9 protein-coding genes are annotated in these 12286 nt (G+C 67.9%); 7 read left to right on the top strand and 2 right to left on the bottom strand.

The genetic code is table 11. The features are described from left to right. Window positions 1-105: 105 nt before the first annotated feature. The gene (locus IF27_RS31735; RefSeq protein WP_223291258.1) at window positions 106-990 is read right to left on the bottom strand and encodes a hypothetical protein; all 885 of its coding nucleotides are present in this window, start codon (window positions 988-990) and stop codon (window positions 106-108) included. Between the two features lie 146 nt (window positions 991-1136). Here IF27_RS31735 and IF27_RS29265 point away from each other — a divergent pair, with 146 nt between their 5' ends. The 4 genes from IF27_RS29265 (at window position 1137) to IF27_RS31325 (ending at window position 4681) form a co-directional block, all read left to right on the top strand. Then, the gene (locus IF27_RS29265) at window positions 1137-1424 is read left to right on the top strand and encodes a helix-turn-helix domain-containing protein (protein ID WP_052852904.1); all 288 of its coding nucleotides are present in this window, start codon (window positions 1137-1139) and stop codon (window positions 1422-1424) included. Beyond that, window positions 1421-2977 (top strand): helix-turn-helix domain-containing protein, encoded by a 1557-nt coding sequence (locus IF27_RS29260; RefSeq protein WP_052852903.1) that lies wholly within the window; start codon window positions 1421-1423, stop codon window positions 2975-2977. The genes IF27_RS29265 and IF27_RS29260 overlap by 4 nt, the downstream gene beginning before the upstream one ends. Then, on the top strand, window positions 2978-3553 hold the full coding sequence (locus IF27_RS29255) for a hypothetical protein (RefSeq protein ID WP_052852902.1): 576 nt from the start codon (window positions 2978-2980) through the stop codon (window positions 3551-3553). It abuts the gene before it with no gap. 330 nt (window positions 3554-3883) lie between these two features. Next, window positions 3884-4681 carry a hypothetical protein gene (locus tag IF27_RS31325; protein ID WP_190233145.1) on the top strand — a complete coding sequence of 266 codons (798 nt, stop codon included), beginning with the start codon at window positions 3884-3886 and terminating at the stop codon, window positions 4679-4681. A gap of 42 nt (window positions 4682-4723) precedes the next feature. Here IF27_RS31325 and IF27_RS29245 read toward each other — a convergent pair whose 3' ends face one another. After that, a complete protein-coding gene (locus IF27_RS29245; protein WP_110946363.1) occupies window positions 4724-5761 on the bottom strand; it encodes a TniQ family protein in 1038 nt (345 codons plus the stop codon). Window positions 5762-6042: 281 nt separating this feature from the next. On the opposite strand from IF27_RS29245, the gene IF27_RS29240 reads away from it, so the two are divergent. The 3 genes from IF27_RS29240 (at window position 6043) to IF27_RS29230 (ending at window position 11609) form a co-directional block, all read left to right on the top strand. After that, entirely contained in the window at window positions 6043-8310 is a 2268-nt protein-coding gene (locus tag IF27_RS29240) for a Helicase associated domain protein (protein ID WP_420822064.1), read from the top strand. A gap of 194 nt (window positions 8311-8504) precedes the next feature. After that, complete coding sequence (locus IF27_RS29235; RefSeq protein WP_052852899.1) at window positions 8505-9008, top strand: hypothetical protein; 504 nt, start codon at window positions 8505-8507, stop codon at window positions 9006-9008. A 159-nt stretch (window positions 9009-9167) separates the two neighbouring features. Next, a complete protein-coding gene (locus IF27_RS29230) occupies window positions 9168-11609 on the top strand; it encodes a DEAD/DEAH box helicase (protein ID WP_052852898.1) in 2442 nt (813 codons plus the stop codon). Window positions 11610-12286: the final 677 nt, after the last annotated feature.

Below are 12286 nucleotides of genomic sequence, written 5' to 3'. Positions count from 1 at the left end.
CGCCCGTTTACGTCCTGGCCTCTCGGACGGTGTCCTCGCTGGCCGGAGAGTGCGCGGGCAGCTCCCACCAAACCTCGCCGCTGTCGTGATGATGGCGCCAGGCGGTCACGAGGCCGGCGCGGACCAGTTGGTCGAGGAGGTCCTCCAGCTGCTGGGGCGGCTGTCCGCACTGGCGGGTGAGGACGTTGAGCTCGCCCCCCGCCCGCCCCGGAAGCGCTGTGGGCGGCCAGGGCGAGTGCGGTCAGCCGCAGAGCGGAGGGCAGGGCGGACGGAAGGGCCAGCGGGGTGGGGTGCAGGGCCCATTGGACGGCGGACGCGCGCGGTGCGCGCGGGGGCCTGGTGGAGGACGGCGGCGTCGAGCAGCTGTGCCTGGACAGGGGAGCATCTGCGGCTGGGGCGGTACAGCCAGCCGGCGTGCTCCAGTTCGAGCCACAGCTCCGCGCGGCCGTGCAGCCGCATGCCGCGCAGGAACCCGTGGGGCAGGCGGATCTGCCCGTGGTGGTCGGCGCGCAGCGCACACTGCAGGGCGAGCAGCCGGGCGGCGGGGGAGGAGAAGCGGGGCAATGCTGTGGCGAGGTAGGTGAGCATTTCGCGTACGCGCTGCTGCTCTGCCGGGCCGAACGCAGGCGCGGTGCGCGCAGGGCGCGACGTGCTGGCGGTCGGCTGGGTGTGGCCGGTGCCGAGCAGGGTGGGCGGTACGACGGCGGTGCGGCTCATCGCCGCCGCGCAGGCGGCGCAGGCATCGGTCAACCGCCACGGGCGGCCGCTGCGGTCGCAGGTCAGGGCGAGCAGGACAGGTCCCGCGCAGCCGCGGTGGCGGGGGTGCCAGCGGCAGCCTCTCGTCCGGCACTGGCAGGGGCGCAGATGGCCGGGCAGCGCGTCGGCGCGGGCATGGCGGGCCAGGTGGGTGAGGGCGGCCGAGCGGTCGAAGAGGCACGCCAGGCGAAGCGGGACGCCCGGCGCGCGGCCCGCCGGATTCCGTGTGAACAAGACCGTCCCCATCGCTGACCTGCAGGCATGAGGAGAGACCCGTAGCAAGGGCCCGCGCGAGCAGGGTGATGAAGCTTCCGTGCATCACTGAAAGCAATTCACTGATATTCATGCGTAATTTGCATCGACTCGGATACAATGAGGGCGTGGGATTGACCTTGGAAGAGTCGCTGCGGCTGACGGTGGCCGCGTTGATGCAGGTGACGGGTGACTCGCAGCGGTCGGTCGCGGCAGTGCTGGGGCTGACGCAGACGCAGGTGTCGCGCCGGCAGTCGGGTGCCGTTTCGTGGAGCCTGCGCGACGTCGATGTCCTGGCCGAGTATTACGGCATCGGCGCCCTGGACTTGCTTGCGGGTCCGACCAGAGCATGCGAGGCGCTGCCCGCCGACCGGCGCCGTTCCGTCCGGGCCGAGACGAAGGGGGCGAGCCGGTGAGTGACTTCGACGCGATCGACTCGCTCCTCGACGCCGTCGGCCCGCAGGCCGAACTCCCGCCCTGCCAGGTACGCCGCGAGCTGCGGGAGCGAGCCCGGCTGTCCAAGGCGCAGGTGGCCCGTGCGCTCGGGGTGAGCCCGTCCACCCTCAGCGGATGGGAGAACGGCCGGGACCCGGCCGGTGAGGTCCGCACCAAGTACGCGTATCTGCTGGACGGGCTGAACGCCAAGCTCACCACCGAGACCGAAACCACCACGGCGGAGCCGGCTGAGGAGCGGTCCGCGGCATCAGGCACTGCTGCGGCGGCCGTCGCCTCTATGTCGTCGACGAAGCACGGCCAGGACGAGGACGAGGTGGAACTGCTCGCCGTGCCCGAGCCGTGTGTGCTGTGCGGGCGTCCGGCCAGACAGCGTGTGGCGGGATTCGCTCAGCATCTGGACCCCTCCGGCTGTCAGGCAGCCCCTGCACAAACCCCGAAGTCCTCGCCCACCGCGCCATCTGCCCGGGCCCAAGTGCCGCGTACGGCTCGCCCACCCCGTCCGGCCGTCGGGAAAGACACGGTCCCGCGCGGGCGGGCGTTCCAGGAGCCGTCCGGGCCGGCCGACTTGATCCACGAAGTGGTGCACGCCGTGCTCGCCGAGCACCAAGGCGACGTCGAGGCCGCGAGCGCCGTACTGCTGAAGCGGGCGATCCCGGACGCGATGCGCCTGCTGGACGAGACCCGCAAGGGCGCCCGCTACGACGTGATCGCCCACCCCTGGATCCCCGACATCCTCAAGAAGCAGACCTCCAGGGGCGCCGACCAGATCTGGGAGGCCCGCCCAAAGTGGACGCGGCCGGAACTGCCGCCCGGCCAGCATGAGGTCACCGCACTCGACATCAACGGTGCCTACCTCTCGGCCCTCAAGACCCACCTCCCGCTCGGCCAGCTTGAACACTCCACGGGCTTCGCACACGACCGGCGCCGCGCCGGAGTCCACCTGATCACCCCGCCCGCCTGGGAGCACGACGCGGTGCTGCCCAACCCGATCGGCCAGCGCGACGAACCGGGCCCGCTGTGGGTCACCGAACCGACCCTGCGCCTGCTGCTGCGCCTGTCCGGCCCGAAGCACCGCCTGTGCGGGCCGCCCGAGATCCACGAGTCGTACACCTCGGGCGCCACCGAGAACCTCCTGGAGAAGTTCCGTATCGCACTCAAGGACGCCCGCGACTCCGCGCTCGCAGACGGCGACGGGCTGACGCTTGAGTACGTGAAGGCGATGTACTCCAAGTTCGTCTCAACGATGGGGGAGTCGAACTACAACCGGGAGCTCTACCGCCCGGACTGGATGCACATCATCCGCTCCCAGGCCTTCGCCAACCTCTGGATGAAGGCACTCAAGGCCCACGACGCGGGACTGCCCGTCGTGCGGGCGATGGGAACCGACGAACTCCACGTCATCGGAGACTGGCGCCGTGTCTTCCCCGAAGGCCGCTCGGTTACCGAGGTGAAAGTCAAGGACACGTACACCGCCGCAAGCGACACCGAAGCCAGCACGGGGCAGGAGCAGTAAATGCCCGAGAAGAACATCGACTTCGGGAAGTTCGGCGCGAGCGGGATCAAGGGCAGCGAAGCCGTCGCCCGCCAGCTCGACCGGCTCGCCGCTCACATCGCCACCCCGGTGACCGCCAGGCGTGGCTTGATGGCACGCCTGCACTACCTGACGACGTCGGACAGGGCCTGGCAGGCAGCCAAGGACGCCGGACTGACCGTGAGCGACCGGACGCTGAAGGCATGGATGCAGGGCACACGCCGTCCCTCGAAGGCCAACCTGGAACGCATCGACGCTGCCTACCGGGCGGTGCGGCGCCGCAACGTCGCCCGCCACCTCACCGCCCGCCTCAACCGCGAGGGCCGCGGCACTCGCGTGGAGATCCACCCCATCGACCAGTCCGGCGTGGCGCGCCAGCTCCAGCGGGTGGTGGAACACCGGACGATGAACGTGCGCCGCTGGGACAAGATCGTCGGATCCTGGGCGGCCGGCGACCACCAGGGCCTGGACGACGCCTGGACCGCCGATGTCCTGCCCGATCTAGGCTCCCAGTGGGGCCAGTACGAGTACGTCAAAAACATCGGCTTCGCCGCGTAGCAGCCTGCGCCCGGCAAAAAGGGGTCTCCAGCGCCCGCCGCCCTGACGTCCGGTGGTGTTCACCGGCGCGAGGTGGAGCAACTCGGTAGCTCGCCGGGCTCATAGCCCAGAGGTTCTCCGAACTACCGCTCGAAGCCGCGAGAAGCGCTGCTTGCGGCCGCCTCTGGATCTATCCTTGGTTCCAAGGTCGGCCGAGGCCACCTCGGCGCTCGTCGCTTCTGGAGGGCCATGCCAACGGCAACACCCATTCCGCTATCGCCCGACGTCATCGAATATGTACGGGGTGTCTTTCTCGACGTGAACGAACGCGTAACGGCGAGACTCGACCGCATGCCGACCGTGCATGAGGAGACCCTCGACTTCGCATTCGTAGACGCAGTCGCCGAAGCGCAGGGCCCTCATCTGTTGCCATCCGGCACCCTCGTCGATATTGATGTTCACTTTGTTGGCGGTGGCCGACATTGGGATCGGTGGGAAGTTGCCGATATCGGCTTCATCGTCACTTTCCGAATCGACAAAACTCTCCTACGTACCAAGGTCGTGCTACTGCAGAGCAAGCGCCTCTACCCCAGGGAATCTGAATTTATCGAGGATGAAGGGATCACTCGCCCTGGCGGTTTCGGATCGCTGATGCGCCCCTCGCTCCCCGCCTCTCTGGGTTCACGTACGTTTCGGTTTGACGAGGCTTGCCGATACAAAGCCCTTCAGGTGGGCGACACCCAGTGGCAAGCGATTTCGCACTATGAAAAAGAGTACAATCTCCCCGTTCATTATCTGCTGTATCACCCTCACTCGATACCGACGCAAGCATCTATCCCGGTAGCGATCCCAATGGAGCATCCAATTGCTCCGCCAGATGTGGGGGCGCGCGTACTCTCAGGGGAGGCCCTTCGGCTGATTACTCGTGAATTTGCACGGAATTATGCCCCTTCTTATGGTGAGCTGCGAGATGGGCGCGGACAAGTGGGATATCGCCTTCCCGAATTCGTGGTTGACAGAGTGCTATCTTGTCTCGATGGCTACGTAGTCGATGACGCAACGGACAATGAGGGACTGCGACGCGTCTTCAGTCAGCGAGGTGCCCCCATTGCTGCGGCGGTGCGCCTGGACATCAACCTGCCCGGATAATCTCAGAACCATACGGTTCGGATCCCCCCACTCGGATGTGGCCTACATTTCGGCAGCCGTCATGCCCAACTGCCAAGTGAGGCATGAGCGTTGGCCCACCGATCCGGTCCGGGATGCGATCCGCTCGTGCCCCGACGCCAGCATCAGGCGACACCCGTCCGCCGGACGGGACGCACCGGGCACTCCCATACGGTGGCGCCCCAGCCACATCAGCAGCGCCTGACGCCCTTCAGCCACGTCCACCCCCCACCCGGCCATCAACTGCTCCACGCCTGCAAGCCATCGGGACCGGTCTGCCGTATCCCGCTGTCCCGCCCGTTCGAAGTCCAGCATGGCGCCCGCGAGTTCCGCGACTTCCGGGTAGATCACCAGTGGGGCCGCCCGCATCTCCCGCGCGTCCAGCCCAGCCGTCCAGGCCCGCCGCACCCAGCACATGGTGTCCGGCATCCGCGTCCACCAGTACACCGCCACCTGGAAGGCATCGGCGAACAACTCTTCGCCGGCCGGCCCCCACCGTTCGGCCAGCTGCTGGCGCACCTGGTGCGCCGTCACCGTCTCGGGCAGCTCGGCCAGCTGCACGAAGTCCGGACCACGACCGCGGGCGTCGTCCGACCAGTAACCGTGCCGCAGACAGACCTGCCAGCTGTCCGGCGACATCAGCCACACCGCCTCGCCGACCCCTAGGGCATCGGCACACAGCGGGCAGTACCGCACGAGGTGCCCCGCCACAGGCTCCCAGCGCCACCTCCACTGCGCCGCCTCTGGGCCGGGCAGTAGGTGTTCCGCGCCGAGGCTGGGCAGATCCTGCTGCAGGAGACCAGCCGCACGGTCAGCAAGGACAGCAAGATAGCGCAGCCCCGCCTCGGTCACGTACATTTCGGTGGACTGCGGGTACTTCTCCACCCGCTCGGGGTACACGGATGCCTCGCCCTGCCCGACGCGGTCGAGGAAAGCAGCCAGGCTCAGGCCGTTGGCGTGCGCGAGCCGGTTCACGAACGACCCCGTCGACTCACCCGGCACCGGCCGCACACGCAGCGGCAGCGGCTGGCGCGGCCCATACAGGCCGGGATCGTTCAGCACCGCTGCCCCTCCACTGAAGCTGCCACCACGGCCACCGTGACCGGCCTGCCGGAGGCTGGTCAAGAGCACCAGCACTCGTTCGGGTGAACCCCGGCAAACGCTCAGCCATGGCCCAGCACACCCATCTCACCCTGTGAACCAGGTGCCCGTGCACACCGTCACCCCGGGGGAGGACCATGGCCACGACGACGCGCATTCGCCCGGACTCGACCTCCCCCGCTCCAGCCCCTCGACTGAAGACCCGCCTGCGTGGACGCCAGCAATGTGCCGCAGACACCGTCGTGAGCAGCTTCATCGAGGGCTACCGCCGCGCCACCGTCATCATGGCCACCGGCACCGGAAAGACCTTGGTGGCCCTGCACATCGTCCAGGAGACGGCGCCCGACGGTGTCTCCCTGGTCCTCGTGCCGTCACTGCGACTGCTCGAGCAGACCGCAAAGGTATGGCACCGCGAAGGACGTCCCGGCCGCTACCTCGGCGTCTGCTCCTCGGACAATCCGGCGGATCCTTACCTGGCCGGCGTCCTCACCATGGTCGATACCGGCGACGACCTGGCCTGGCAGGCAGCCGACACCCACGGACCGCTCAATGTCTTCTGCACCTACGACTCACTGGACAAGGTCGTCGAAGCACACCGCGACTTCCACCTGCCCCGCTGGGACGTCGTAGTCGCCGACGAAGCCCACCGCACCGCCGGTGACTACGACAAACCGTGGGCCCGTGTCCACCACGACGACAGGCTGCCCGCCCGCCACCGTCTCTACATGACCGCGACGCCCCGTGTCTTCGACGAGAAGAAAGCCCGCGCCAAAGGCATCCACACCAACACCGTCATCGCCTCCATGGACGACGAGAGCATCTACGGCCCAGTCGTCTACCGCATCTCCCTGAGGGAAGCGATCGACGAGGGACTCCTCGCCGACTACCGCATCGCCGGCGTCGTCATCAGAAACGAAGACCTGCGCGGTCTCCTGAACCGGCTTCCCGCGAACACCTGGACCGGCGAAGCCCTGCGTGCCGCAGCCGCTCAAGTGGCCCTGCTGGTCGCGCAGCACCGCTACGACCTGCGCCGCACCCTGACCTTCCACCCATGCATCGACGCGGCGGAAGTCTTCGCCGAAACACTCCACGAGACCGCAGCCCTCATGCCCCCGGCCTACCGCACCCCCCTGCAGGTCGGCACCGTCAGCTCCCGGCAGACCCCCTTCGAACGCCACAAGAACTACACCGCCTTCGCCGACATCCCCCTCAACACCCCCGCCTCACAGCAGCCGCCCCGCCGCGCCGTCCTCACCAACTGCCGCTGCTGCGCCGAAGGCGTCGACATCCCCGCCATCGACTCCCTGCTGTTCGCCCACCCCAAGACCAGCACCATCGACATCGTCCAGTCCATCGGACGCGCCCTGCGCCAGACTCCCGGCGACAACAAGATCTCCACCATCGTCATCCCCATCTACATGGCCCCCGGCGAAACCCTCGAAGAGGCCGTCAAGAAGAGCGCCTTCCACCTGATCTACCGGGTCCTCATCGACCTCGACGTCTACGACGAGCACACCTTCCACCTCGTCGACCACTTCCGGTACCCGAGCGACGCCACCACCCCCCAGCTCGCCCCGCCCCCGGAACGCGCCGACGAGATCATCCCCGTCCTCGACCTGAACGACGTCATGGCCCCCAACCGCGTATGGGAGGCCGCCTTCGAGGCCGCCACAGACTTCCACACCCAACACGGCCACCTCGATGTCCCCAGCCTCTACCTCCACGACGGCTTCTTCCACCTCGGCTGGTGGGTCGGCGTGCAGCGCTCCATGCGCAAGAACGGCCTGCTCATGCCCGAACGCATCACCGCACTGGACACCCTCGGCATGATCTGGGAGCACCCTCTGCACAGCATCGAGCGCAAGCTCCTCATCGCCCGCGACTACGTCACCCGCCACGGACACCTCGCTCCCCTGTGGGCCGAACACCACCAAGGCATGCATCTGGGCCGCTGGGTCGCCGAGCGCCGAAAGGAAGCCAACACCCGCCGTCTGCCCCACTGCTACCAGCGGGCCCTGAACGAGATCTACCCCTGGTGGAACGCCAAAGGCACAGCTGTATGGAAGCGCACCTACGCCCGCGCCCGCGCCGCCGCGCGCGACAGCACCCTGATCTTCCCCAGCCCCCACCAACTCACCGCTGCCGCCCCTCCACTCACCCAATGGCTGGCCCAGCAGATCGACAAACTCGACAAGCTCGAGCCCTACCAGCACCACCTCCTGGGCGACCTCCCCATCGAGCACCCCCTGGCCCTCCTGCTGCGCCGACCCCGCGGCGCCTCCCAGTGGGCCTTCGCCCGAGGACTCCGGGCCGCCTACGCCTACCGACGCCGCCACCATCACCTGGACGTTCCCCACAGCTACACCTGCGAGGACGGCCCCGCCTTCGCCCTGGGTAGGTGGATCGCCGAGAAACGACGCGCTCCGCAATCCCTTTCCCGAGAACAACTGGACGCCCTGGAAGCCCTCGACATGCGCTGGACCGCACGCCACCGGCACAGCACACCCTGAACCGCCGCACGCGCCAACAGACCGGGGGCGCACGCTCCCGGCCCCCCGCACAAACAGCCGTACCGGATCCTCCCAGCGATGTCTGCCGCATCCGTCCGACACCCCGGAACCGAGTCCCCGGCTGGCAACACCAGACGCACCGCAGCCCGCAAGCAGGAAAACCGAACGTCCTCAATCAGGAGCACTCCGGCATCATGACGACACCGCCCCACTCACCCAACCGGCCGCCCGCCTTCAACATGAGCCTCACGCATGTCACGCTTCCCACCTCACAGGTACAGGTCAACCGCCTGACCGAGCTCATCAACGAAGTCACTCTGGGCACCGACGTGATCGTGATCGTGGTGAGCCCCGCCACCCACCTGGCCGAGACCGACTTCGATCGAAGCCGCTTTATCTGGCCGACCTGGCAGGGAGAGACCATCCCCGAGGTCCACCAGAAGTGGAAGGCAGTCTTCGCCGCCCAGGACCGCACCTTCAGGGGCATCTACTACGAGGGCCCCACTCTTGAAGAGACGCAGACTTTCCGCGTCCCCCATACCGTTCTGTCCGACGCGATGTGGAAGATGACCCAGAACGAGCCGCCCTGCGCGGTCCTGTGCACCGGCCTCATCGGGGACCCCTCCGCAGCCGAAATCACGACCGCCCTGGAAGAAGGAAGGCTCCAAGCAGTCCTGGTGGAAGCCCTGTTCGCCTAGCCTCCAGACCAGCCCCACGACATCCCCTAACGTTGCACGACACGACCCACGCCCAACCCGCCCGGCCCCGCAAGCCCCCGCAACACCACTCAGCGAAGGACACACGACACGATGGATCTCGCCGGCCACCGCTCCATCGCGCACTGAGGATCTTGTTTCATGCCCTCCGAGGAGCCCATCGCCGAGGTCTCCGCCGTCACCGCCTCCCGCGCCCGCCCCGCCCGGCTCTCACTACGCCCGGACCAGCAGCGGGCCGTCGACAGTGCGGCACGTCACCTCGCGCGCGCACGCAGCCGCGGGCACATGGTGTCGGCCTGCGGCACAGGAAAAACGCTCACCGCGTTGCGGACCGCCGAAGCCCTCGATGCCCGACACCTGCTGATCGCCGTGCCGAGCCTGGACCTCATCTCGCAGTGGGCCCAGGCAGCCCGCAATGACGGACGTCCAGAGCCGATGATGGCAGTCTCGTCCCTGGCTGCGGCCAAGCACCCGGTCCTGGCCGGAGCAGGCGTCCACAGCACCAACAACCCGGAGTTCCTGGCGACCTGGCTGGCCCGGCACGAGCACGCCACCGTCTTCGTCACCCTCGACTCCCTCCTGAGAATCGAACAGACCCAGTACACTCGCGCTCCCGCACCCGCCTTCGACCTCCTGATCGTCGATGAGGCACACCGCACCGCGGGGAGCTGGGACAAGGACTGGACCGTCCTGCACGACCACACCCGCATCCGAGCCGACCGCCGGCTCTACCTGACCGCCACCCCCTACGAATGGGATCCACCACGCCTGACCGAAGCACCCACCACCCGCCCTCAGCCCAAGCGCACCGCAGCCACCGCCCCCGCCTGGGACACCCCAGCCCTCGTCGCATCCATGGCGGACATCAAAACCTTCGGCCCTCGCCTCCACACCTACAGCCACGCCGACGCCATCGAAGACGGAGTCCTCGCCGACTACCAACTGGTCGTCCCCACGATCACCGACACCCACCTGCGCACCGTCCTCACCACCCCCGGCACCTACTCCGGCTTCGGCCCGACCGCACGCCGCACCACCGCCCTGCACCTGGCGATCCTCAAAGCGATGACCGAACACGACCTCCACCACGTGATCGTGTACTTCCAGCAGGTCGCCGACGCCACCGACTTCGCCCGCCAGTTCCCCCACACCCTGCGCACCCTCACCGAAGACCAACGTCCCGCCTGGACCAGCGACCTGGTCGTCCAGTCGATCAACGGCACCCACAACCCCGGCCAGCGCCACGACATCCTGACCGACTTCGCCACCGCCGACCGCGCCGTGCTGACCAACGCCCAAGTGCTGGGGGAGGGCATCGACCTGCCCGCCGTCGACGCCGTCGTCTTCGCCGACCGCACCGCCAGCGTCCGCCGCATCGTCCAAGCCCTCGGCCGCGCCCTGCGCAAACCACCCACCCAGACCACCAAGACCGCCAGCCTCGTCATCCCCGCCTACATCCCCCACAGCGCCGACCCCACCGACCTCCTCGGCACCCCCTACGAAGCCCTCTGGCTCGTCACAGCAGCCCTGCGCCACCACGACCAGACCATCGCCGCCCGCGCCCCCCGCACCACCGCCAGACACCGCCTCGAACAAGACACCCGCACGCTCCTCGCCCGCCGCTACCGCTTCGACTTCACCCTCGACCCCGACGCCATCGCCCGGGCCATGGACCTGATCGCCTGGCCCGCCGACAACGCAACCCTCTCCGCCCCGCGCCGGGCAGGCCTCGCGGCCGCGACCCGCTTCCACGCCGAACACCACCACCTGCGCGTCCCCACCAACTACGAAGACGCCTACGGCTACCGGCTGGGCACCTTCATCGACGGCCAGCGCACCGCCCGCAGACAAGGCCTCCTCACCGAGGACTGGTCCGCCGAACTCGACGCCCTCGGCATGATCTGGGACGACCACGAAGCCGCCTGGCAGGGCCACCTCACCACCGTCACCGCCTTCCACGCCGAGCACGGCCATCTCGCCATCCCCCTCCACCAGCCCGGCGGCCAGTTTCTTGTCAGCCAGCGAGCCCTCGCCCGCAACAACCGCCTCCACCCCGACCGCCAGGCCCAGCTCGCCTCCCTCGACCCGCAGTGGACCCTCCCGCACGGCCCCGACTGGCACCGCAAGTACCACCTCCTGCGACGCCACATCGAAGCCGGCCACAGCCCCGCCACACTGCGCCGCGACACTGTGATCGACGAGGTGAAGGTGGGAAGCTGGCTGCAGCGCCAGTTCTCCACCTGGAACCAGCTCGCCCCTGGCCAACGCGACCTCCTGGCCCGCCTGCGGCTGACCCCGACCGCCACTGCCCTGTCCCCTGCGAGGCAGATGCGCCCCTCCGCGGCGAAGCGGACCCGCCGTTCCTTCGAACAGACCGCGCAGATCCTCCGGATCTTCGTCGAGCAATGGAACCGCCCGCCCGGCGCCCGGGAAGCGGTCGAGGTCGACGGAGAACGCGTCATGATCGGACCCTGGCTCTGCAAGACGCGTTCCAAAAGGAACGCCGGTCAACTCACCTCGGAGCAGGATGACTTGATGGCAGAGATTCTCCAAGCGGACTGGGCTGCCCGCGAATCCGAGTAGAGCCCCTTTTTCACGTGGGTCCTCGCTCGCCCTGCGCTGCCTACGGGCCGGTACGGTTCTTCGATGTGGCCCCTGTTGCCTCACGTCAGCCGGCGGACATCAAAACAGAGTTCGCAACCGGGATCGAGAACCCTGCTGACGGTCCTTCAGACCCAGAGCGAACGCCGTGGGCATGCCGACCAGCGCGAGGACCGGCTCGACACCAAGCCACCGTTCCCGAAGAGGAGAGGGCCGGTATCTCGGATACTCCATAGTTTTATGCTTCCTTTGAAGCGACTGTGAGCCCCTGTCAGACGCTGGCCCCATAGGGTGTGCCAACCGGTCAGACCCCGTCCCCGACCAGGAAGTCCGTAGAACCGAGCTGTCCCCGGGACCCCCGCTGGTAGCCAGCTCGAAGTCGGGCGCGGAGCGGACGACTTCCTCAGGAACCGGAAATAACAAGCGAGTTGCACTGTACAACAGAGCTGAGGTGACGCAGCGAGAGGATCGCGGAGCGATCGGCTCACTGCGCCACCGATCCACCTTCGTGATCCACGGAGTGGATCACTCCGTCACGGAGTGACGGTTAGCCCTGCGGAGCAGGGCTAGTCATCCGCCGCGTAGCGGCGGCGCGTTGTGTCTGCGGAGCAGCACCTGTCTCTTATACACATCTGACGCTGCCGACGATATGCAGTGTG

It is taken from the genome of Streptomyces avicenniae, from assembly GCF_000719135.1.
Taxonomy (GTDB): Bacteria; Actinomycetota; Actinomycetes; order Streptomycetales; family Streptomycetaceae; genus Streptomyces; species Streptomyces avicenniae.
This window is presented reverse-complemented; position numbering and strand designations above follow the sequence as displayed.

Bases quoted from the DNA above. Each gene is read 5' to 3' on its own strand.
- IF27_RS29255 (WP_052852902.1), top strand. From the start codon at position 2,978: ATGCCCGAGAAGAACATCGACTTCGGGAAGTTCGGCGCGAGCGGGATC.
- IF27_RS31325 (WP_190233145.1), top strand. From the start codon at position 3,884: ATGCCGACCGTGCATGAGGAGACCCTCGACTTCGCATTCGTAGACGCA.
- IF27_RS29235 (WP_052852899.1), top strand. From the start codon at position 8,505: ATGACGACACCGCCCCACTCACCCAACCGGCCGCCCGCCTTCAACATG.
- IF27_RS29230 (WP_052852898.1), top strand. From the start codon at position 9,168: ATGCCCTCCGAGGAGCCCATCGCCGAGGTCTCCGCCGTCACCGCCTCC.